The organism is Thalassolituus sp. LLYu03, assembly GCF_050507655.1.
Taxonomy (GTDB): Bacteria; Pseudomonadota; Gammaproteobacteria; order Pseudomonadales; family Oceanobacteraceae; genus Venatoribacter.
This window is the reverse complement of the sequence record NZ_CP191496.1, coordinates 3,730,206-3,751,990: the sequence shown is the minus strand read 5'-3', so window position 1 is coordinate 3,751,990 and position 21,785 is coordinate 3,730,206. Positions and strand designations below refer to the sequence as shown.

The window sequence follows — 21,785 nt, the reverse complement described above, 5'->3', positions numbered from 1 at the left end:
CTGAGGAAAACCGCGATGATAACAGGCAAGCCCCGTCAGTTGGATGCGTTGTGAGAAAGGCAGAGCGCCGCCAGCCCCGGAATGTCGTCGGCGCCGACCGGGCGCGAGAAGAAAAAGCCCTGATACTGATCGCAGCCAAACAAGCGCAGCAGATCGAGAATCTGCTGATCTTCCACCCCTTCTGCCGTCACTTTCAGGCCGAGGTTGTGGGCCAGACTGATGATAGAACTGGCAATGGCGGCGTCGTGGGTATTGGTGACCACATCTTTAACGAACACCCGGTCGATCTTCAGATAATCGATGGGCAGATCTTTCAGATACGCCAGCGAGGAATAACCGGTACCGAAATCGTCGATGGCAATCGCCACCCCGAGCTGGCGCAGTTCATTCAGCACGCTGACCCCCTGATCCATGTTGCGCATCAGGGTGCTTTCAGTGATTTCCAGCGTCAGCCGGTCCGGCGCCAAACCCGCCTCCTGCAGGGAATGACGGATGCGTGCCACCAGATCAGGCTGACCAAACTGACGCGGCGACAGGTTCACCGACAGCACCGCGTTGTCGGGCAATACGCCGGCGTTCAGCCACTGGGCGAACTGCAGACTGGCGTTGGCCAGCACCCACTCGCCGAACCGGGCGATCAGGCCGGTTTCTTCCAGCACTGGAATAAACACCACAGGCGACACCTCGCCCAGCACCGGATGGCTCCAGCGCAGCAGCACCTCAACTCCCGAAAAGGCGCCGCTGCTGATGTTCAGCTGAGGCTGATAAACCAGCCGCAGCTCGTTGCGCTCGAGCGCGTGATAGAGCGCGCTCTCAAGGCCGGCACGCACACGGTCGGCCGGTGAGTGGTCGTCTTCGTAGAGCAAAAAGCTGCGGTGATCGTCGCGCCGCACCCGGTGCATGGCCAGCTCTGCGTGGCGCAGCATGGTGCCGGAATCGCTGTTGGCGCGGCCCGAAAGTTCCATGCCGATACTGACCCCGAGAAAGACTTCAGTGCCGGCACACAGAAACGGCGCCGAAAACGCCTGACGGACCTTGTCGGCGATCTGATTCATGGTGATTTCGTCGGGCACATTACCGAGCACCACGGCGAATACATCGCCGCCGATACGTGCCAGCGTGTCCGAGCGGCGCAGGGTGTCCTGCAGACGACGGGCGCAGGCCACCAGCAGTTCGTCACCGGCGGCATAGCCGTGCAGTTCATTGATGATGCGGAAGCGCTCGATGCCCATGTACAGCAGGCCGGTACTGGTGCCGTGGCGTTTACCTTGCACCAGTGCGTGATCGAGACGGTCGAGAAAGAGATGGCGGTTGGCCAGTCCGGTAAGCGGGTCCTGATACAGATCGCGCGAACGGGTGTGTTCCAGACGGATGCGCACCAGAGCCCGGTTCAGAGAGCGCTGCAGGTGGGTGTCGTCGTCGCAGATCACTTCCTGCACCCCGAGCTCGAGCAGAGCAATTTCATCCGCCTCAGGCGCTACCACCACCAGCGCGGCATCCGGTAACACGGCCCGCAGACGGCGCAGCGTGACGTCGTCCACCGGGCCATCTACCAGCACAATGCCGTGGCGGTGATTGAGCCAGACGTCGGCCAGTTCATCGGCCGAACCGAACACCTGGGTGTCAAAGCCGTCGCACGGCATCACCCAGGACGGAACATCCCCGGACAAAAGCACCAGCAGCGGTATCGAGTGTTCGGCAACAGCCTGAGTGGATTGCATAACGGGCGTTCAACATTGTTAAAAACCCAGTATAGACAGCCCCCCGAGAGCGTCTGTTTTATGCCGGTAAATTCAGGAAAAAGCGGTGTATCAAAGCGGACGAATCCCGACGGACCGCCCGCATTGACCGGATCAGACGGCGACAGGCGCCTTGATGTGCGGATGGTGCTCGTAGCCTTCGATCTCGAAGTCTTCGAAACGGTAGCCGAACAGGGACTCCGGCTTACGTTTGATCACCAGTTTCGGCAGCGGCAACGGCTCGCGGCTGAGTTGCAGGTCGGTCTGTTCCAGATGGTTGGCGTACAGATGCACGTCACCGCCGGTCCAGACAAAGTCACCCACTTCCAGATCACACTGCTGCGCCACCATGTGCACCAGCAGCGCGTAGCTGGCGATGTTGAACGGCACGCCAAGGAAGATATCCGCGCTGCGCTGATACAGCTGGCACGACAGCTTGCCGTCGGCCACGTAGAACTGGAAGAACGCATGGCATGGCGGCAGCGCCATGTTTTCGATCTCACCCACGTTCCAGGCCGACACAATAATGCGGCGCGAATCGGGGTTGTTTTTAATCTGGTCGATCACCTGACTGATCTGGTCGATATGACGGCCATCGGCGGTCGGCCAGCTGCGCCACTGGTAACCGTACACAGGGCCAAGATTGCCCTCGTCGTCGGCCCATTCGTCCCAGATGGATACGCCGTTTTCTTTCAGGTAACGGATGTTGGTATCGCCGCTCAGAAACCACAGCAGTTCATGAATGATCGAACGCAGGTGCAGCTTCTTGGTGGTCACCAGCGGGAAGCCTTCGCTCAGGTCGAAGCGCATCTGGTAACCAAAACAGCTGTAGGTGCCGGTGCCGGTACGGTCTTCCTTGAAGGTGCCGTTGGCGCGGACGTGCCGCATCAGGTCGAGGTATTGTTTCATGCTCGGGATTCCACGTTGTTCGGGCTGCGATAGGCGATGATCAGCAGCACCACGCCAATGACGATCATCGGCAGGCTTAACAGCTGTCCGCGGGTGACCCAGTCGAACAGATCAAAGCCGATCTGTGCATCCGGTTCGCGGAAGAATTCGGCAATAGTACGGAAAACGCCGTAGCCGATCAAAAAGACTGCGCTGACCGCTTTCTGTGGACGCGGACGCGACGAGTAGAACCACAGAATCAGGAACAGCAGAAACCCTTCCATCGCCGCCTGATACAGCTGCGACGGATGGCGCGCCACATCGCCGGCACGCGGAAACACCATGGCCCAGGGCACGATGGCCGGGTCCGCGATACGGCCCCACAGCTCACCGCCAATGAAGTTGCCGAAGCGGCCGAACATCAGGCCGACCGGCACCATAGGGGCGCCGAAGTCCGCGATCTGGAAGAAAGATTTCTGATACTTGCGGCCAAACAGCAGGAAGGCCACCAGCACGCCCAGCAAACCGCCGTGGAACGACATGCCGCCTTCCCATACCCGGAACAGCCACAGCGGGTCCTGCATAAACTGCGGGAAGTTATAGAACAGCACGTAGCCGCAACGACCACCCAGAATCACGCCCATGGCGCCATAGAAAATCAGGTCGGACACCTGCTCTTTGGTCCAGCCGGAACCCGGACGGTTGGCGCGGTAGGTGGCCAGCAGCCAGGCGGTGCCGAAGGCCAGCAGGTACATCAGGCCGTACCAGTGAATTTTCAGTGGGCCGATGGCAATGGCAACCGGGTCAATCTGGGGATAAGTCAGCATCCTGGGTTCCTTGGCTTAACAACGATTACAGCTCATCACGGACAGATGAAAACCGTATGAATTCCTTAGAAAAACAAAAATTTCAGGCCAACCACGCAGAGCAGCAGTGAGAAGGCTTTTTTCAGCACCGCCGGATCCAGACGGTGAGCCAGTTTGGCGCCCACTTTCGCGAACGGCACGCTGGTGATCACGATACCGGCAATCGCCGGCCAGTAGAGAAAACCCGTGGTCCAGGCCGGCAGGCCTTCGTGGCCCCAGCCGGCAAACACGTTACTGATGGCGCCGGTAATGGCAATCGGCAGACCACAGGCAGCGGAGGTCGCCACCGCCTGACGCATCGGGATTTTCATCCAGGTCAGATACGGCACGGTCAGCGTACCGCCACCGATACCGAACCAGGAAGAACCAAAGCCGATGACACTGCCGGCAGTGATCAGGCCAGCGTTACCCGGCTTTTTACCGTCATGGCCGGGATCAATACCGAAAAACATTTTTGCGGCCACCAGCAGGGCGAACACACCAATGATGTTCTGCAGCACATCGCCGGGCACCGACGTGATCAGGCTGACACCGATGGCGGTGCCGATGACGATACCCACGCTCAGCACCATCACCAGTGGCCAGTCGATGGCGCCTTTGCGGTGATGCTCCAGTACCGAGCTTACAGAGGTGAAGACGATGGTCGCCAGCGAGGTCGCCACCGCCATGTGCGTCAGCACAGTGTCGCTCACGCCCTGGGCCGCAAAAGTGATCACCAGCACAGGGACGATCACCAGACCACCACCGATACCAAACAGCCCCGCCAGCAGACCGGCAAAAGCACCCACGATCAGAAACAACAGCATTATCAGCATAGCGGTCAGCACCAGAGCAAAAGACCCGTTCTGGGACGGGTTTCAGGGGCAGGCATTATGACCTAAAGTGTGCGCCTTGTCGGCAACCCTCTGAGACCCCTGCCCATGTGTCTGATCGCCTTCGACTGGCAACCCGGAGCCCGGATATGGCTCAGACTGAGCGCCAACCGCGACGAGTTCCATCAGCGCCCGGCAGCCCCTCTGCAGCGCTGGGACGATGTCCCGACTGTCATCGCCGGCCGCGATCTGAGTCAGGGCGGCACCTGGCTGGGCGTGAGTGATCTTGGCCGTATCGCCGCCCTTACCAACGTCCGCGCCCCCGGTGCCGGTCCGGCCGAACCGGTCTCGCGCGGCCATCTGGCCACCGACTGGCTGAACTCAGAGCAAACGCCGCAGGCGTTCGCCACCCAACTGCTGCAGCGGGCGCATGAATTTGCGCCGTTCAATCTGCTGATAGGCACCACCACCGAACTGTTGCATATCAGCAATTATCCACAACCGGTCATCACCCAGGTGACGCCCGGTATTCACGGCCTCAGCAACGCCGGACTGGACACACCATGGCCGAAGACATGCCTGGCGACAGAACTGCTGGCAGCCACCCCGCTGACCGATGCTCCCACCGGTGACGCCAGCGACGCTCTGGCCAGCCTGCTCAGCCGGCGTGACACGTTCGCCGACGATCAGCTGCCGGCGACCGGTGTGCCGTTAGAATGGGAACGGCTATTGTCGGCGCCCTTTATCGTCGCTCAGGGCTACGGCACCCGCTGCTCGACCGGCCTGCTTGCCGGCCAGTACAGCGCCTCTGTGACAGAAATCCGCTGGGATGCCCGGGGCGACGAGAGCGGCCGCTCGCAGATGGCGTTCGACTGGCGCTGACCGCCGGGCCAGACCACTGAAATTGCTCACAATTCCGCCAGTCCGGACATTGGCGGAAAGCCGTCAGACTGGCGCGAGTTACAGGAAACGAACGTAAGTGATTGTTTTATTTAGAGCCTGATTTCTGGCGCCCTGAATGGTTTCAATCTTTTACAAAATTCTTAGAACGGTAGCGCGATTCGCATCACATTTTCCCTATCTGCCGTCCATACTTCTGTGCATGAACAGCACGAACACTACCCGGAAACCGCAACGTGTCGTCGCCCTCACCGGGCTGATTGCCCTGATCTGTGTGGGCCTCCTCTTTGCGGCTCTGGCTGCCAGCATCAATACCAAGCCCTATATGCCACCCAAGGTGGCGCAGAAGTATATGGAGGAATGGTTAATTGAATCCGCACGCAGTGTGGCGGGAGAGGTGCGCCTGAAACACGTGCAGGCGATCGAACCTTTTTATCTGCGCCGCGACTACCAGCCCGTGTGGATGAACAGCTATGAGCTGACCGAAGCGGGTAAAGAACTGCTGCAGGTATTGCGTGAAACCGCCGCCGACGACTGGCGCAACTACGGTTACGAGCTGTCGACGCTCGAGCGGGAAACCAGCCGCCTGTCGAACATCCCCAAACAGGCCACCGCCGTTGAAGTGCTGCTGACCGACGCCTTCATTACCTACGCCAAGCAGGCACTGAGTTCCGAGCTGCTGCCCGATACCGGCGAGGGTGATCACCCCAGTATCCGCAAAGTTTCCGCGTCCCAGCCGGGCACGTCCGTCAGCGAAGAGCAGATCGTTGAACTGCTGAGTGATTCCGTGCGCCGCAACGAGCTGGAGGCGCTGGTCGAAAAGCTCACGCCGTCTCACCAGGGCTATCTGAAGCTGCGTAAAGAACTGAACCGCTATTTGGCGATTGCCAATTCCGGGCACTGGTATCCGTTACCGGACGATCTGGTGCTGAAACCGGGCGAGCGTAACCGTCTCGTTCCGCACCTGCGCTGGATGCTGAGCCAGTATGGCGACCTGCAGAAAGGCGCCCTGTCATGGCTGTTCCGCGAATCGGAAGAACGCACCCGCGCTCCGGGCATCGACGAGCCGCACGATCTGAACCGCGCCGAGTTTCTGTTCGACGACAATCTGGCCGACGCCCTGCGTCATTTTCAGAGCCGCCACAGTCTGAAAGCCACAGGCGAGATCGATCCGCAATCGCTGATCTGGCTGAACATTCCTCCGTACCAGATGGCGCAGAAGATTGCCCTGAACATGAAGCGCTGGCGTCACCTGCCACGCGATCTGGGCAGCCGCTACGTGATGGTGAATATGGCCGATTACAGCCTGCAGCTGATGAACGGCAATTCGGTTGAACTGGATATGAAGGTCATCATCGGCAATCTGCAACGCCGCACCCCAGTGATGTCACAGAAGATCAGCATGCTGGAACTGGCACCCACCTGGTCCGTGCCGCGCCGCATTGCTATCACCAGTCTGCTGCCCAAGATCCGCCGCAACCCGGGCTATCTGGAAGAAAAAGGCTATCAGATCATCGGCCGCGTAAACGGCGTCGACGAGTACATTTCGCCGTATGCCATCGACTGGAAAAAGGTGAATGCCAGCAACTTCCCATACCGTCTGGTGCAGAAACCGGGCGATGACAACGCGTTGGGTTCAATCAAATTCCTGTTCCCGAACGACAAAGACATCTACCTGCACGACACCTCTCAGCCGGAGCTGTTCAATCTTGATAAGCGCGCGCTGAGCTCTGGCTGTGTGCGGGTTGAAAAGCCCCGGCTGCTGGCTGAAAAGCTGCTGCGCGGACAGGGCGGCTGGACACGCGCCAACATCGACTCAGCCATCGACCAGAACCGCACCACCCGTATCCGTCTGCAGGACGAAGTCCCTGTGTACCTGATGTACTGGACCCTGTGGATCGGCGAAGACGGCACCCTGCAGGTGCGTGATGACGTTTACAGTCGCGACCTGATTGCCGGTTTGCCGCCGGTAAACCCAGCCGTCAGCCTCTGATTTCTGGCGGATACTCGTCCGCCACTCTCGATCTGATCAAAAAACATCCAGATTTACATAAATCCGTATGACTTATGTAACCTTCTGTCGAATCGGGAACTGATTCCAATTTCTTCTGGCAAAGGTTTGGCATACTCCGGCCTCAACACGAGTCTTTCGAGTACCGGACCCGACATGCTGAACCGACGCCATTTCCTGCAACACGCCGCTGCGCTGGCTGCCGCACCACTGATCAGTCCATTGGTGAATGCTTCCGCAGCGAGAGGCGAACGTGTTCTGCACGCCTACAACATCCACACCGGCGAGATGGTGTCGGCGACGTTCTGGGCTGATGGTCAGTACATCGACGAAGAACTGCAGGCGCTGGACATTCTGGTGCGCGACCACCGTGCCAATCAGGTAATCGCGATGCAGGTTGAGCTGTACGAAAACATGTACCAGCTGCAGCAGTTGTTCAACAACCGCGAGCCGTTCTACATCATCTCAGGTTACCGGGCACCGGCCACCAACGAAGGCCTGCGGGCCGTGAGCAACGGCGTCGCCGAACACAGCCTGCACACGCAAGGCCGTGCCATCGACATCCGCATTCCAGGGGTTTCTCACCGCGATCTGCACAATGCCGCACTGCAGATGGGTAATGGTGGCGTGGGGTATTACCCCAAGAGTGGATTCGTTCACATTGATACCGGCCGCGTCCGTCACTGGACGGCCTGAGCCCGACGGCCCGGTGAACGCCGGGCCTGTCAATCAGCCGCGCGCCGCCGGCCCTATGATGCGGCCGAAACCGGCTTTCTCCAGCGACAGCTGAACCATAGCCGCAATCACCGGCGCGCTCTCAATCTGCATCACGTCATCGAGCAGGTGTTTCGCCCATTCCCGGCTGACGCCGCGCAGCACAGACTTCACTTTCGGCAAATTAGTCGCGTTCATTGACAGCATGTCGTACCCCATCGCCATCAAAAGCACCGCACCCATCGGATTACCAGCCAGTTCGCCACAAACGCTGACCGGCCGGCCAATGGCGGTCGCTGATTCGGCAATCATGCGCAGCGCGTTCAGCACCGCCGGGTGGAACGCCTGATACAGGTCGGCGACCCTTGGGTTGTTACGGTCAACCGCCAGCAGATACTGGGTCAGGTCGTTGCTGCCGACGGAGAGGAAATCCACGCGGCTGCCCAGCTCACGGATCTGGTACACGGCGGCAGGCACCTCAATCATGACTCCCACCTGCGGCATCTCGATCTGACGGCCATCCTCCACCAGCTCGGCATGTGCACGGTAGATCAGGTGCAGCGCCTCATCGACCTCGTTCACACTGGTGACCATCGGCAGCATGATGCGCAGGTTATTCAGCCCTTCACTGGCTTTCATCATGGCGCGGATCTGCACCAGAAAGATTTCCGGATGATCGAGCGACACCCGGATGCCGCGCCAGCCCAGGAACGGGTTGGCCTCGTTGATCGGGAAGTAGGTCAGCGCCTTGTCGCCACCGATGTCCAGCGTGCGCATGGTCACCGGGTTCGGGGCGAAGGTTTCCAGCTGCTGACGATAAATCTGTTGTTGCTCACTTTCCGACGGAAAGCGGTCTTTCATCATGAACGGCACTTCGGTGCGGTACAGACCCACACCTTCAGCGCCGCGCTCCAGACTGCGCACCGCGTCGGTGATCAGACCGGTATTTACCCACAGCGGAATACGATGCCCGTCGGTGGTTTCAGCGGGCTGGTCACGCAGGCCTTCAAGATCCTTCTGCAGTGCCTGCTCTTCGTCATAAATCGACTGGTACTGCTGACGCAGCTCGTCTGTCGGACTTGAGTAGATCTGTCCGCGGTAGCCGTCGACGATGATCTCCAGCCCCTGCAGCTGAGCGTACGGCACATCGACCACGCCCATCACGGTCGGAATGCCCATCGCGCGCGCCAGAATGGCCACATGCGAGTTGGACGAACCACGCACCGACACCAGACCACGCAGCTTGCCGGGCGGCACTTCACCCAGCATGGCCGGCGTCAGTTCTTCGCTGACCAGAATGGTATTGTCCGGGAAGTCGTATTCTTCCGGTGGCTCATCCCAGCCCTGCAGATGCGCCAGAATTCGGGTGCCGAGGTCGATAATGTCGGTGGCCCGCTCACGCAGATACACGTCTTCCATCATCTGGAAATGACCCACGTACTGCATCACCACCTGACGCAGAGCGCCCTGAGCCCAGTTGCCTTCTTCAATGCGGGCCCGCACTTCGGCGCCCAGCGCCTGATCGTCGAGCATATTGAGGTACACATCGAACAGCGCCATTTCTTCCGGACGCAGCTCACTGGATAACTTTTTGCCCAGTACACGGATTTCCTGCCGCGCACCTTCCAGCGCTTTCTCAAAGCGCTCAATTTCTTCCGGGATCGACTCGGCTTCTTTGTCGATCACCGCACCCAGATCAGCCGCTGGCGTAATAACAAACGCCTGCCCCAGACCAACGCCGGGGGCGCCCGGTGCGCCGGTAAAGCGGGTGCTCTTTTTCTTTTCGGTGGTGTCAGGAATTTCAAGGATGTTGCCGGTGGCTTCGGCGTGGGCAATAACCCCGGCCAGCTGCGCCGACATGGTGACCAGAAAGGCTTCTTCGCTGGCATCAAACTGGCGGCTGTCGCGCTGCTGCACCACCATCACACCCATCAGGCGTTTGTGATGAATGATGGGCACACCGAGAAACGACAGGAAAGGGTCTTCGCCGGTTTCCGACAGGAAGTGGAACTTAGGGTGTGCCGGGGCATTGTCGACGTTGATCGGCTCAGCGCGCGAACCAACCAGACCGACCAGACCCTGGGATGAACTGAGACTGACCCGGCCAACCGCCTCCTGCTTCAGACCTTCGGTGGCCATGAGCACGTAGCGTTTGCTGTCCGGATCGTACAGATAGACCGAGCACACCTCTGTGGCCATGGCTTCGCGGATGCGGGCCACCACCACTTTCAGTGCGTCGCTGAGATCAGTGGCAGCACTGACCTCCTGTACTATCCGTCTCAGAATATCGAGCATCAGCCCTTAACCTGCCCTGCGTTGCAGTTTGGCAATCCTTGGTGCGAGTTCGGTCATGGCGCGGCGGTAAACATCGCGCTTGAAGGCAACCACACCCCCCAGCGGGAACCAGTAACTGACCCAGCTCCAGCCATCAAACTCCGGTTTGTCGCTGACTTTCAGGTTGATTCTGGAATCGTCCCCGAGAAACTTCAGCAGAAACCATTTTTGCTTCTGTCCTACGCATACCGGCTTATTGTCGTGACGGACCATGCGCCGTGGCAGGCGGTAACGCAGCCAACCCCGGGTGCAGCCCAGAACCTGAACGTCCTGCGGCCCCAGTCCGATTTCTTCCATCAATTCCCGGTACAACGCCTTTTCAGGAGTCTCACCCTGCTTAATCCCACCCTGTGGGAATTGCCAGGCATCCTGACCAATCCGCCGCGCCCAGAGTACCTGTCCTTTATCGTTACAAAGGATGATACCGACGTTCGGGCGGTAACCTTGTTCGTCAATCACAATGCCATCCAATCTGTCGTATGGGTTCAAACCTTGCCGATTTCCGGCAAAAGGTCAAGCGGGCTGCCGTTTGCAGCACTGTCAGACCTTGTCAGACTGTCACTGACAAGGGGATAAACAGCTGGGTTCCACCGCGTTTTTCAGAACCTAAAGCTCATGAATTTTTCTTTATCTGAAACTCAGAATTATAAGGAAAGTATGCTCTGTTGCCCGTAGAATAGCGACGAAATTGTTAACCCGATCCGAAGCAAGGCGGAACGTCCGTGGCACTGGCTATTTTCGATCTCGACCATACCCTTCTCGATGGCGACAGCGACCACACCTGGGGCCAGTATCTGGTCGATACCGGTCTGGTGGATGCGCAGGTTCATAAGCACCGTAACGATCATTTCTACGAGCAGTACAAAGCCGGCACGCTGGATATCCACGAATATCTGGCGTTCGCGCTGAAGCCACTGACTCAGTACCCGCTGGAGCAGATGCTCAGCGCCCGCGAAGCCTTCCTGAAAGAACGCGTACTGCCGCTGATTTCCCAGAAAAGCCGCGACCTGATTGCCCACCACAAGCGTCTGGGCGATACCCTGCTGATCATTACCGCCACCAACGGCTTCGTGACGTATCCGATTGCCGAACTGCTGGGCATTGATCACATCATCGCGCCGCACCCTGAATTTGTGGACGGTCGCTACACCGGCGGCATCGTCGGCATTCCGAGTTTCCAGCACGGTAAAGTAACCCGTCTGAATGACTGGCTGACCGAACAGGGCTTTGACCTGACCGGCAGCTGGTTCTACAGCGATTCGCACAACGATCTGCCACTGCTGGAAGTCGTGGATCACCCGGTGGCCGTTGATCCGGATGACCGTCTGCGGGCGGTGGCCGAATCCCGAAACTGGCCGGTTATCAGTCTGAGGGACGGAGTCTGACGCCGTGAAACTGCGCTATGTTCCACTGACCGCCAGCCTGCTGGTGCTGTCAGCCTGTGATCAGCAAGCCCCCGCCACCAGCCAGGTGAAAACACCGGTGGCGGCTGAAATCCGCTACGAAATCCCGGCGGAAGAAGCCAGCGTGTTTGCCTCTCAGCTGGGTCTGTCGGCCTATACGGCCATGTCGCTGGCCGCACAGGAAGCGCAGGAGCTCGACAGCCGTCTGCAGTCGTTCCTCTATCATCCGAACCCGATGTCGCTGAAAGAAGCCCATGACGCCTGGCGCAACGCCTATTCCGCCTATCTGCAGACCCTGCTGTACAGCAGTTTGCCACTGAGCGATCCGCCGGACTGGAACAAGAAAGGCATCGACCTGAAGCAGACCATGAAGCTGCTCGACAGCTGGCCGATTGAAGGTGGTTATATCGACCACGTGCCGGGCTATGCCTTCAGCGGCATCGTTAACGATCTGGCGCTGGAGCTGAACGAAGAAAGCCTGCTGGCGCAGCACGGATTTTCCGACCCATCCTACGCCAGCCTGGGTTACCACCCGTTTGAATTCATGCTCTGGGGGGCCGACGGTCAGCGATCAGCGCGCGATTTCTTCCCGCAGGAAAATACAGCCCCCGTGGTTCTGCCCGCCGAAGGTGGCAACAACACCGACGCGTCCGGCGATCCGGAACCCGTGGCCAGCACCGACGGTGAAGAAGCCGGCGACAGTGCCTCCTACGAGGTGGACATTCAGAACCACAACCGCCGCCGTCAGTACGTGCAGTTGCTGAGCGATCAGCTGCAGAAGCATCTGCACCGCCTGCAACGCCGCTGGGAGCCGAGCAATGGCTATTACGCCACCCTGCTGCAGCGCTCACAACCGGCGCAGGTGATTACCGCCACCCTGAATGCCACGCAAGAACTGCTGTCCGGTGAATTGCTGGAGAAGCGTCTGCAGGGCAATAGCAGCGAGTTCAGCAACACATCCTACGCCGACGTCGGTTCCATTGTGCTGGGGCTGCGTCAGTTCTATCTGGCGAGCAGCGAAACCGATACACCGAATGGGCTCGCCGCCGTGCTGCCGGCCGACAAGCGCGAAGAGCTGATCGGCGAATGGGACCGTCAGCTGACTCTGGTGGATGAAGCAGTTGCGCAATGGCAGCAGGAGAATGGCAGCGAAGCGAGCCGCCAGCAGTGTCGTCAGCGCATCATTGAACTGATGTCCGTACTGAAACACACCGCGGGCGTACTGAACGTACCCCTCGCGGCGGAATAAGACCAACCCCGCCATTCAGGCGGGGTTAAACGATCGGCCCGCTCAGCGGGTCGGCAGCACGCGGGCGAATACGGCTTTCAGATAACGGGTCTCCGGAATCGCCGGAATCACCGGGTGGTCAGCGCCCTGACTGCCCACATGCTGAATCAGCACTTCACGATCCAGTTCACGTCCCATAATGCGCAGCATATCCGGCAGGCGGTCTTCACCCAGATGCATGGAGCAGGATGCCGCCACCAGCAAACCGTCTTTGCTCAGCAGACGCATGGCCAGTGAGTTCAGACGGTGATACGCCTGCTCGCCGGCTTTGATGTCTTTGCGGCGCGGAATCAGCGCCGGCGGATCCATCACCACCACATCGAAACGCTCGCCGTTGTCTTTCAGCTGGCGCAGGGCGGCGAAGGCATCGCCTTCCCAGCAGTGCACTTTTTCCTGTACGCCATTTAACGCGGCGTTCTGCTCGACCCAGTCCAGCGCCTGCGCAGACGCATCCACACAATGCACCTCCGCCGCGCCATGATTGGCCGCTTGCACGCCCCAGCCACCGACGTAGCTGAACACATCGAGCACGCGCTTGCCCTTCACCAGACGGTTGAGCTGGGCGCGGTTTTCACGGTGGTCGTAGAACCAGCCGGTTTTCTGACCGTGAATCACAGGCGCCATAAAGCGCGTGCCGTTTTCGATTAACGGCGCGCAATCGTCTTCCAGTGCGCCCTGCACCACTTCCACGTATTCAGGCAGTCCTTCCACCGCGCGCAGTTTGCCGTCGTTCTTGAGCACGATGCAGTGCGGCTTAGCCACTTTATTCACGGCGTCGATAATGGCCTGACGACGTTCTTCCATAGCGGCGCTGGAAATCTGAATCACCACCACATCGCCGAAACGGTCGATTACCAGACCCGGCAGGCCGTCGCTGTCGCCGTACACCCAGCGGTAGCAATGATCCGGGTACCAGAGTTCACGGCCGCTCTGTGCCACCTGCAGACGGTGCACAATCATCGAGGTATCGAGCACTGCCGACGCATCACGGCTGAACAGACGGGCACAGATCAGCTGCTCCGGACTGACCACGGCTTTACCCAGCGCTTTACCGCCGGCCATTTCGACCACCACTTCAGAACCTGCGGTCAGGTTTTTCAGCGGCGTGACGTCGGTATCCACTTCGTTGCTGTACACCCACAGGTGGCCGCCTTTCAGGCGTCGTTCTGCTTTGGCTTTGAGTCGGATGGTGGGCAGCATGGTGGTTCCCCGGGGCTGGTTACAAAAAGACGGGCATTATACGCATAGTGCGACAAACGTCCCGTCTCAGCACTGCTAATCTTAGTGACTGAACCGCCAACCCGCGCCCGGATCGCTCACATCATGGTCAGAAGCACGCAACAGGAACTTACGGAAGACCAGATCAACCGTATCTTGCATGGCATCAAAATTCCGCCACAGCCTCAGATTCTGGTCGACCTGCAAATGGAACAGATCATGCCTGACCCGGACTTACAGCGCATATCCAAGCTGATCAGTCAGGACGTGGGTCTGGCCGGCACCATTCTCAAGGTGGTGAATTCTCCGTTTTATGGTCTGAAGAACCGCATCACCTCCGTGCAGCAGGCCGTCAGCCTGATTGGCCTGAACAGCGTGATCAACATCATCAATGGCCTGTCTATCAAGAGCCAGATGAGTGACGAGACCATCGTCAACATGAACCGCTTCTGGGACACCGCCAACGACATCGCCCAGGTCGCCACCGCCATCGCCAAGCAGGTGGGGTACCCGAATCCGGATCTGGCGTATCTGCTGGGTCTGTTTCACAACTGTGGCATTCCACTGTTAATGGCGCGCTTTGAAAATTATCTGGAAGTGATGGAGGAGTCTTACGCTCACCCGGAACTGCGTGTGGTCGATGTTGAGAATCAGCGTCTGAACACCAACCACGCAGTGATCGGTTATTACACAGCCAAATCCTGGAATCTGCCCAAGCTGCTGTGCGACGTTATTGCCGAGCACCACAGTGCCAGCCGCTATTTTGCCAGCAACGATTTCCGCGACTCAGAAGGCAAGACCCTGCTCGCCATTCTGAAGCTGTCGGAGCATGTGTGTGGTAATTACCGCATTCTTGGCCGCCAGCAGACAGACCTTGAATGGCAGACTGTCGGCACCGAAGTGATGACGTATCTGGGGCTGGGGGAATACGACATAGAGCAGATGGAAGCCAATTTTGCCGAGCTTGGCATTGGCTATCAGAATTACCGCTATTGAGCGTTAAACACCCAATAAAAAAGCGGACATCAGGTCCGCTTTTTTATTGGGTAAGGCGTTAACGGAATCAGTCGCGGGCGTTGATATACGCCTGCTCAGACACCGCGTGATAGGCCTTCACTTTGTCGCGGAAAGTGCGGAACGATTCGTACACTTTCGCCGACATCGCATCGCCGGCAGCGACTTCGGCGACAACCTCATCCGACAGGGCCTGCAGTTTTTTCAGCACATCCGCCGGGAATGGGCGTACATCGACACCGTGCTTCTCTTTCAGCTCAACCAGAGCCGCCTGATTGCGCATGGTGAATTCGCTGAGCATGTCTTCGTTAATCGCCTTGGTGGCGATTTTCACGATGGCCTGCAGATCGGATGGCAGTTTGTCGAAGGCGCTTTTATTGATGATGAATTCCATCATAGAGCCCGGCTCATGCCAGCCCGGGTAGTAATAGTGCTTGGCCACTTTATACAGACCAAACGCCAGATCGTTGTACGGACCAACCCACTCGGTGGCATCGATGGCACCGGTCTGCAGTGAGGTGAAAATTTCACCGCCCGGCAGCGTCACCGGAGTACCGCCGGCACGCGCCAGCACTTCACCGCCCAGACCCGGAATACGCATTTTCAGACCTTTCAGGTCATCAACGCTGTTGATCTCTTTATTGAACCAGCCGCCCATCTGCACACCGGTATTGCCACCCGGCAGTGGCAGCAGATTGAACGGCGCATAGACTTCTTCCCACAGCTGCTGACCGCCGCCGTATTCCATCCAGCCGTTCATTTCCTGTGCCGTCAGACCAAAAGGTACCGAGGTGAAAAACTGCGCCGCCGGTGATTTACCTTTCCAGTAGTACGCACCACTGTGGCCCATTTCTGCAGTGCCCTGCGAAACGGCATCGAACACCTGCAACGCCGGAACCAGTTCACCGGCACCGTACACTTTAATCATCAGACGACCACCGGACATTTCTTCCACCATGGTGGCAAACCGTTCGGGTGCCGTGCCGAGGCCAGGGAAGTTTTTCGGCCACGACGTCACCAGTTTCCATTTAAAGGTCTGGGCTTCTGCCGCAGCGGTGGCTTGCGGGGTGTCACAATCGTTCTGGCAGCCGGCCAGCATCAGCACTGCGGATGCGGCAACCAGCCAACGGGTCAGGCGTTTCATGGGCTTGGGTCTCCTTATTGTTGTCTGTCGTCCGTGTTACAACACGGTCAGCTTGGCAAAGCTGGCCACCAGCCATTTGCTGCCAGCGTCATCAAAATTAATCTGCACGCGCAGGCCATTCCCCTGCCCCTCGAACTGCAGCACCGTGCCTTCACCGAACATCTCGTGATGTACCCGCTGACCGAGTGCGTACGGCAGACCGGCGTGCACAAACGACGGCGTGCTGCCGCTCATTTTCGGCCGTGCACTTAATGGCCGGCTGATGGTATTTTTTAAGCGCACTTCGCTGATCAGTGGCGCCGGAATTTCGCGGATAAAACGCGATGGCGTGCTGAAGTTTTCCTGGCCATTCAGACGGCGGCTTTCGGCGTGGGTAATGATGAGTTTTTCCATCGCGCGGGTAATACCGACGTAGGCCAGACGGCGTTCTTCTTCCAGACCGTCGGCATCATCCATCGACATTTTGTGCGGGAACAGGCCTTCTTCCAGACCGGCCAGCACCACCTGTGGGAATTCCAGACCCTTGGCCGAGTGCAGGGTCATTAATTGCACGGCGTCTTCGTATTCATCGGCCTGGGCGTCGCCGGCGTCGAGAGCCGCACGGTCGAGGAACAAGGTCAGCTCTGTGAGCGGCGAATCCTCACTGTCGTCTTCCGCCGCAGCGGCTTCGTCGGCGTCAAACTGACGGGCGGCGTTAACCAGTTCTTCAAGGTTGTCGATGCGCGCCTGACCTTTCTCACCTTTTTCTTTGCGGTGATGGTCGATCAGACCGGACTGCTCGATGGCATGCGATACCATTTCGTGCAGCTCAAGTTCTTCAATGCCCACGGCCATTTCATCGACCAGATCGAGGAAGCTCTGCACAGACGATGCGGCACGTTTTGGCAGTGCGCCGTGTTTGATGGCCAGATGCGCCGCTTCCCACATCGAGCAGCCCTGATCACGGGCAAAGGTGCGCAACAGGTCGACGGTTTTTTCACCAATAGCGCGGGCCGGCACGTTGATCACCCGCTCCACTGAACCATCGTCATAGCGGTTCAGCAGCAGGCGCAGATACGCCAGCGCATTTTTAATTTCCAGACGCTCGTAGAAACGCTGGCCGCCATAAATACGGTAAGGAATTCCGGCGCGCAGGAAGGCCTCTTCCAGCGTGCGCGACTGAGCGTTGGAACGGTACAGAATGGCCATCTCACGACGTTCGCGGCCGGAGCGCGCCCACTCATCCACCTGATCGGCGATATAGCGCGCTTCATCCTGCTCGTTAAAAGCGCTGTACAGCAGAATCGGTTCGCCCTCAACACCATCGGTGCGCAGGTTTTTACCCAGACGGCCGGAGTTGTTATCGATCACCGCGTTGGCAGCGTCGAGAATGGTTTTGGTCGAACGGTAATTCTGCTCGAGTTTAATCAGTTCAGCGCCGGGAAAATCCTGCTGAAAATGGCGGATATTATCGATGTTCGCACCGCGCCAGCCGTAAATCGACTGGTCGTCATCGCCCACCGCCATCACGGAAATATGCTGACCCGCCAGCATGCGGATCCAGGCGTACTGAATGTTGTTGGTGTCCTGAAACTCGTCGACCAGAATGTTGCGGAAACGCTGTTGGTAATGCGCCAGCAAATCCGGATGGTTAAGCCACAGCTCGTGTGAACGCAGCAGAATTTCGCCAAAATCGACCAGCCCGTTTTTCTGGCAGGCCTGTTCATACAGCTCGTACACATCGCGCAGCGTACGGGCAAACGGATCGGCGGACGGCATCACATGCGCCGCACGGCGGCCTTCGTCTTTTTGCTCGCTGATGAACCACTGAATCTGCTTGGGCGGATAGCGGCTGTCATCGATGTTGTTCTCTTTCATCACGCGCTTGATCAGACGCAGCTGATCGTCGCTGTCGAGAATCTGGAAGTGCTGCGGCAGACCGGCTTCGCGCCAGTGCAGTTTCAGGAAGCGGTGCGCGAGACCGTGGAAAGTACCGACCCACAGGCCATTGGCCGGGATATTCAGCAGCTGTTCCAGACGGCCTTTCATTTCTTTCGCCGCCTTATTGGTGAAGGTCACCGCCATCACGGAAAACGGCGATACGCCCTCGACCTGCAACAGCCAGGCAATGCGGTGCACCAGAACGCGGGTTTTACCCGAGCCGGCACCGGCAAGCACCAGCTGATGACGTGAGCTGGCCGCCACGGCATTACGCTGCGGGTCGTTAAGCTGATCGAGAAGTAATGAGATATCCATGGCGTGCGAGTCTATCAGAGCACCGGCGAAAAGACTGCTGTTTTGTACAGTATTCAATCGGCATAAAGCGACGTGGCTATTCCCTGCAAAAGACTTTTATAATCCAGCGCTTACATGCCACAGGACGTCTGCTGTGAAAAACAGTCCCATTCTCGCCGAGATCGCTGCCGCCATCCCCTCACTGCGTAAATCGGAAGTGAAGGTTGCGGAGTTTGTGCTCAAAGCGCCGCAGCAGGTTATGCACATGCGCATCGTCGATCTGGCGCAGGAAGCCCAGGTCAGCGAACCCACCATCGTCCGCTTCTGCCGCGGCATTGGCTGCAACGGCTTTCAGGAATTCAAGGTGCGCATCGCACAGGAAATCGCCATCGCCAACAACATTGGTCAGTTCGCGATTGCCGAAGACGACAGCATTGAAGACATCTGCGACAAGATCGCCGACACCACTATTCAGCGCCTGCATCAGGTGAAAACCCAGCTGAAAAGCGCTCAGGTTGCCGCCGCCGCCAATGCCATCAGCCGGGCACGGCGGGTGGAGTTCTACGGCTTTGGAGCCTCTGGCGCCGTGGCCATCGACGCCCAGCACAAGTTTTTCCGCCTGCAGGTGGCCACCGCCGCGTACAGCGATCCGCACATGCAGGCCATGTCCGCCGTCACCCTGAGCGATCAGGACGTGGTGGTGGCCATCTCCCAGAGCGGGCGCACCAAAGACCTGCTGCACTCGGTACAGCTGGCGCAGCAGCATGGTGCCCGCGTGGTGTGCCTGACGCCGGCCAATACACCACTGAGCCAGACGGCCGACCTGCCGATTCATATCAATATCGAAGAGGACACGGAGCAATTCACGCCCATGACCTCGCGCATTGCCCACCTGATGATCATCGACATGCTGGCCGTGGCGGTGACCCAGCGGCGCGGACCTGAATTCGCAGCGCACCTGAATTCCATCAAACGCAGCATCAAGTCACTGCGTCTGGACCCACACTGACGCACCAGACCAAGTGCGTCAGTTGCCGGTTCCGCCGTATGTCACCAAACTGACGTTAACAGACTTTCCTTCCGCGAACTCTGCTATCCCCATGTAAAGCATGGGAATTCTGATCACATACTGTACATTTGGCCGTGCCGGACGCTTGGCTCAGCTGTCGTAAAGTGTCATTCTCCTGCAACGAATAACAAGAAAAATCGCAGTAGGAATTGCTGCGATCAACCAGAGGGAATGACTATGGAAGCTGCGATCAAGTACGAAAGCCACGACGAAGTGGTGTCCTTCGACCAGGAAGGCAACGTCGTTGTGAACAAGGAAACCCAGATGTCGAAGAAACTCATGGCCCGCCGGGCGATTGAGGCGCATCTGGAGCGTAAGCGCCTGGAAAAAGACCTTGAGGACTACTACTTCGACTGATCGCCGATCAGACCAAAAAAGCCGCAGAACCTGCGGCTTTTTTGTGCCCGTCATTTATTGCCGGCATAAAAAAACCGGCCAGAGGCCGGTTTTTCTGAGGGGTATTCCCGCGAGTTCTTATTTGTTGGTGAACTCTGGGTAAGCTTCCATACCACACTCAGACAGGTCCACACCTTCGTACTCTTCTTCTTCAGAGACACGCAGACCCATCACAACTTTCAGTACCAGCCAGGTTACCAGAGAGGCTGCGAATACCCATGCGAAGATGGTTACTGCGCCCATCAGCTGGCCACCGAAGGTGGTGCCGTCTGCGGTTACCGGTACAACCAGAACACCGTACAGACCTACAACACCGTGTACAGACACAGCACCAACCGGGTCGTCGATTTTCAGTTTATCCAGAGTCAGGATAGACAGAACTACGATCAGACCACCAACCATACCAATGATGGTTGCAGCGAATGGGGTTGGAGAGTCAGGGCTTGCAGTGATCGCAACCAGACCAGCCAGGGCGCCGTTCAGAGCCATGGTCAGATCCGCTTTACGGAACAGGATGTAAGCCAGAACCAGAGCGCCGATCAGACCACCAGCCGCAGCAGCGTTGGTGTTCATGAATACAACCGCTACAGCGTGGGCGTTAGCAATGTCGCCCAGTTTCAGTACGGAACCGCCGTTGAAACCGAACCAGCCCATCCACAGGATGAAGGTACCCAGGGTAGCCAGTGGCAGGTTAGCGCCAGGGATCGCACGCACTTCACCGTTAGGGCCGTATTTGCCTTTACGTGCACCCAGCAGCAGTACGCCAGCCAGAGCAGCGGCAGCACCTGCCATGTGAACGATGCCAGAACCTGCGAAATCTTTGAATGCGAAGTCGTCGCCCAGAGAGTACATACCGAATACAGACTCGCCACCCCAGGTCCAGGCGCCTTCCAGAGGGTAAATCACAGCAGTCATCACAACAGCGAACGCCAGGAAAGCCCACAGCTTCATACGCTCAGCAACGGCACCGGAAACGATGGACATTGCAGTCGCTACGAACACAACCTGGAAGAAGAAGTCAGAAGCACCAGAGTAGATTGAACCACCGGTGAAGCCGTCTTCGCGGGAAGCGAAGTCAGACAGTACTGCCGCAGTATCGATCTCAGTGATACCAGACAGGAAGTAGCCGCCGCCGTACATGATCTGGTAACCACACACCAGATACATGGTGCAGGCGATCGCAAACAGGGCGATGTTTTTGGTCAGAATTTCAGTGGTATTTTTTGCGCGCACGAGGCCCGCTTCGAGCATGGCGAAACCAGCCGCCATCCACATTACTAATGCGCCACACACCAGGAAATAAAAGGTGTCCATGGCGTACTGGAGTTCGTAAATGTTGTTTTCCATTCTAAGCCCCCCGCATAAGGCTCATGTTAATACTGAATTTGGATCAGATCGCGTCTGCGCCGGTCTCGCCGGTACGGATACGAATAACCTGTTCCAGATTGGTAACGAAAATTTTGCCATCGCCGATTTTGCCGGTGTTGGCTGCTTTAGTGATGGCTTCAATAACCTTGTCGGTCAGGTCATCGGTAACCGCTACGTCGATTTTTACTTTTGGCAGAAAATCGACCACGTATTCAGCGCCACGGTACAGTTCAGTGTGACCTTTCTGACGGCCGAAACCTTTTACTTCGGTCACTGTGATGCCCTGTACGCCGATCTCGGACAGTGCTTCACGCACGTCGTCGAGCTTGAATGGCTTAACCACAGCAGTAATGAGTTTCATAGAAAACTCCTTGTTAAACGCTATTTAGGGAGGTTGGAACAATGGC

19 protein-coding genes are annotated in these 21,785 nt (G+C 58.1%); 8 read left to right on the top strand and 11 right to left on the bottom strand.

Annotation, left to right across the window (positions count from 1 at the left end; translation table 11 throughout):
* Positions 1-35 precede the first annotated feature (35 nt).
* The 4 genes from ACQUQU_RS16730 to ACQUQU_RS16715 all read right to left on the bottom strand — a co-directional run bounded on the left by ACQUQU_RS16730 (position 36) and on the right by ACQUQU_RS16715 (position 4,308).
* Positions 36-1,721: a putative bifunctional diguanylate cyclase/phosphodiesterase gene (locus ACQUQU_RS16730; protein WP_430460849.1), complete on the bottom strand. Its 1,686-nt coding sequence runs from the start codon at positions 1,719-1,721 to the stop codon at positions 36-38.
* 132 nt (positions 1,722-1,853) lie between these two features.
* Positions 1,854-2,648 carry a thymidylate synthase gene (thyA, locus tag ACQUQU_RS16725; protein WP_430460848.1) on the bottom strand — a complete coding sequence of 265 codons (795 nt, stop codon included), beginning with the start codon at positions 2,646-2,648 and terminating at the stop codon, positions 1,854-1,856.
* Positions 2,645-3,454: a prolipoprotein diacylglyceryl transferase gene (lgt, locus tag ACQUQU_RS16720; protein ID WP_430460847.1), complete on the bottom strand. Its 810-nt coding sequence runs from the start codon at positions 3,452-3,454 to the stop codon at positions 2,645-2,647. Before lgt ends, thyA begins: the two co-directional genes overlap by 4 nt.
* 65 nt (positions 3,455-3,519) lie before the next feature.
* A complete protein-coding gene (locus ACQUQU_RS16715; RefSeq protein WP_430460846.1) occupies positions 3,520-4,308 on the bottom strand; it encodes a sulfite exporter TauE/SafE family protein in 789 nt (262 codons plus the stop codon).
* Positions 4,309-4,413: 105 nt separating this feature from the next.
* On the opposite strand from ACQUQU_RS16715, the gene ACQUQU_RS16710 reads away from it, so the two are divergent.
* From ACQUQU_RS16710 to ACQUQU_RS16700, 3 genes are all read left to right on the top strand, one after another.
* Positions 4,414-5,187, top strand: a complete 774-nt coding sequence (locus tag ACQUQU_RS16710) for an NRDE family protein (RefSeq protein ID WP_430460845.1) — start codon at positions 4,414-4,416, stop codon at positions 5,185-5,187.
* Between the two features lie 220 nt (positions 5,188-5,407).
* Positions 5,408-7,198 carry a L,D-transpeptidase family protein gene (locus tag ACQUQU_RS16705; protein ID WP_430460844.1) on the top strand — a complete coding sequence of 597 codons (1,791 nt, stop codon included), beginning with the start codon at positions 5,408-5,410 and terminating at the stop codon, positions 7,196-7,198.
* A 174-nt stretch (positions 7,199-7,372) separates the two neighbouring features.
* Positions 7,373-7,912 carry a DUF882 domain-containing protein gene (locus ACQUQU_RS16700; RefSeq protein WP_430460843.1) on the top strand — a complete coding sequence of 180 codons (540 nt, stop codon included), beginning with the start codon at positions 7,373-7,375 and terminating at the stop codon, positions 7,910-7,912.
* A 33-nt stretch (positions 7,913-7,945) separates the two neighbouring features.
* On the opposite strand, the gene ptsP is transcribed toward ACQUQU_RS16700, so the two are convergent.
* Together ptsP and rppH are read right to left on the bottom strand one after the other, a co-directional pair.
* On the bottom strand, positions 7,946-10,225 hold the full coding sequence (gene ptsP / locus ACQUQU_RS16695; protein WP_430460842.1) for a phosphoenolpyruvate--protein phosphotransferase: 2,280 nt from the start codon (positions 10,223-10,225) through the stop codon (positions 7,946-7,948).
* Between the two features lie 6 nt (positions 10,226-10,231).
* The gene (gene rppH, locus ACQUQU_RS16690; RefSeq protein ID WP_430463049.1) at positions 10,232-10,723 is read right to left on the bottom strand and encodes an RNA pyrophosphohydrolase; all 492 of its coding nucleotides are present in this window, start codon (positions 10,721-10,723) and stop codon (positions 10,232-10,234) included.
* Between the two features lie 263 nt (positions 10,724-10,986).
* Between rppH and ACQUQU_RS16685 the strand changes: the two genes are divergently transcribed.
* On the top strand, positions 10,987-11,649 hold the full coding sequence (locus ACQUQU_RS16685) for an HAD family hydrolase (RefSeq protein WP_430460841.1): 663 nt from the start codon (positions 10,987-10,989) through the stop codon (positions 11,647-11,649).
* A 4-nt stretch (positions 11,650-11,653) separates the two neighbouring features.
* Positions 11,654-12,916: an imelysin family protein gene (locus ACQUQU_RS16680; RefSeq protein WP_430460840.1), complete on the top strand. Its 1,263-nt coding sequence runs from the start codon at positions 11,654-11,656 to the stop codon at positions 12,914-12,916.
* Positions 12,917-12,958: 42 nt separating this feature from the next.
* Here the strand turns inward: ACQUQU_RS16680 and ACQUQU_RS16675 are convergent, their stop codons facing one another.
* Complete coding sequence (locus ACQUQU_RS16675) at positions 12,959-14,155, bottom strand: class I SAM-dependent rRNA methyltransferase (protein ID WP_430460839.1); 1,197 nt, start codon at positions 14,153-14,155, stop codon at positions 12,959-12,961.
* 123 nt (positions 14,156-14,278) lie between these two features.
* Between ACQUQU_RS16675 and ACQUQU_RS16670 the strand changes: the two genes are divergently transcribed.
* Positions 14,279-15,169, top strand: a complete 891-nt coding sequence (locus ACQUQU_RS16670) for an HDOD domain-containing protein (RefSeq protein WP_430460838.1) — start codon at positions 14,279-14,281, stop codon at positions 15,167-15,169.
* Between the two features lie 67 nt (positions 15,170-15,236).
* Here the strand turns inward: ACQUQU_RS16670 and ACQUQU_RS16665 are convergent, their stop codons facing one another.
* Both ACQUQU_RS16665 and uvrD read right to left on the bottom strand, forming a co-directional pair.
* The gene (locus tag ACQUQU_RS16665; RefSeq protein WP_430460837.1) at positions 15,237-16,331 is read right to left on the bottom strand and encodes a TRAP transporter substrate-binding protein; all 1,095 of its coding nucleotides are present in this window, start codon (positions 16,329-16,331) and stop codon (positions 15,237-15,239) included.
* Positions 16,332-16,367: 36 nt separating this feature from the next.
* The gene (gene uvrD, locus ACQUQU_RS16660) at positions 16,368-18,566 is read right to left on the bottom strand and encodes a DNA helicase II (RefSeq protein WP_430460836.1); all 2,199 of its coding nucleotides are present in this window, start codon (positions 18,564-18,566) and stop codon (positions 16,368-16,370) included.
* Positions 18,567-18,699: 133 nt separating this feature from the next.
* Here uvrD and ACQUQU_RS16655 point away from each other — a divergent pair, with 133 nt between their 5' ends.
* Both ACQUQU_RS16655 and ACQUQU_RS16650 read left to right on the top strand, forming a co-directional pair.
* The gene (locus tag ACQUQU_RS16655) at positions 18,700-19,554 is read left to right on the top strand and encodes an SIS domain-containing protein (RefSeq protein WP_430460835.1); all 855 of its coding nucleotides are present in this window, start codon (positions 18,700-18,702) and stop codon (positions 19,552-19,554) included.
* A gap of 237 nt (positions 19,555-19,791) precedes the next feature.
* Entirely contained in the window at positions 19,792-19,971 is a 180-nt protein-coding gene (locus ACQUQU_RS16650; protein ID WP_430460834.1) for a PA3496 family putative envelope integrity protein, read from the top strand.
* Between the two features lie 117 nt (positions 19,972-20,088).
* Here ACQUQU_RS16650 and ACQUQU_RS16645 read toward each other — a convergent pair whose 3' ends face one another.
* Both ACQUQU_RS16645 and glnK read right to left on the bottom strand, forming a co-directional pair.
* Complete coding sequence (locus ACQUQU_RS16645; RefSeq protein WP_430460833.1) at positions 20,089-21,357, bottom strand: ammonium transporter; 1,269 nt, start codon at positions 21,355-21,357, stop codon at positions 20,089-20,091.
* Between the two features lie 43 nt (positions 21,358-21,400).
* The gene (glnK, locus tag ACQUQU_RS16640) at positions 21,401-21,739 is read right to left on the bottom strand and encodes a P-II family nitrogen regulator (protein WP_430460832.1); all 339 of its coding nucleotides are present in this window, start codon (positions 21,737-21,739) and stop codon (positions 21,401-21,403) included.
* Positions 21,740-21,785: the final 46 nt, after the last annotated feature.

Bases quoted from the DNA above. Each gene is read 5' to 3' on its own strand.
- ACQUQU_RS16730 (WP_430460849.1), bottom strand. From the start codon at position 1,721: ATGCAATCCACTCAGGCTGTTGCCGAACACTCGATACCGCTGCTGGTG.
- thyA (WP_430460848.1), bottom strand. From the start codon at position 2,648: ATGAAACAATACCTCGACCTGATGCGGCACGTCCGCGCCAACGGCACC.
- lgt (WP_430460847.1), bottom strand. From the start codon at position 3,454: ATGCTGACTTATCCCCAGATTGACCCGGTTGCCATTGCCATCGGCCCA.
- ACQUQU_RS16715 (WP_430460846.1), bottom strand. From the start codon at position 4,308: ATGCTGATAATGCTGTTGTTTCTGATCGTGGGTGCTTTTGCCGGTCTG.
- ACQUQU_RS16710 (WP_430460845.1), top strand. From the start codon at position 4,414: ATGTGTCTGATCGCCTTCGACTGGCAACCCGGAGCCCGGATATGGCTC.
- ACQUQU_RS16705 (WP_430460844.1), top strand. From the start codon at position 5,408: ATGAACAGCACGAACACTACCCGGAAACCGCAACGTGTCGTCGCCCTC.
- ACQUQU_RS16700 (WP_430460843.1), top strand. From the start codon at position 7,373: ATGCTGAACCGACGCCATTTCCTGCAACACGCCGCTGCGCTGGCTGCC.
- ptsP (WP_430460842.1), bottom strand. From the start codon at position 10,225: ATGCTCGATATTCTGAGACGGATAGTACAGGAGGTCAGTGCTGCCACT.
- ACQUQU_RS16675 (WP_430460839.1), bottom strand. From the start codon at position 14,155: ATGCTGCCCACCATCCGACTCAAAGCCAAAGCAGAACGACGCCTGAAA.
- ACQUQU_RS16670 (WP_430460838.1), top strand. From the start codon at position 14,279: ATGGTCAGAAGCACGCAACAGGAACTTACGGAAGACCAGATCAACCGT.
- ACQUQU_RS16665 (WP_430460837.1), bottom strand. From the start codon at position 16,331: ATGAAACGCCTGACCCGTTGGCTGGTTGCCGCATCCGCAGTGCTGATG.
- uvrD (WP_430460836.1), bottom strand. From the start codon at position 18,566: ATGGATATCTCATTACTTCTCGATCAGCTTAACGACCCGCAGCGTAAT.
- ACQUQU_RS16650 (WP_430460834.1), top strand. From the start codon at position 19,792: ATGGAAGCTGCGATCAAGTACGAAAGCCACGACGAAGTGGTGTCCTTC.
- ACQUQU_RS16645 (WP_430460833.1), bottom strand. From the start codon at position 21,357: ATGGAAAACAACATTTACGAACTCCAGTACGCCATGGACACCTTTTAT.
- glnK (WP_430460832.1), bottom strand. From the start codon at position 21,739: ATGAAACTCATTACTGCTGTGGTTAAGCCATTCAAGCTCGACGACGTG.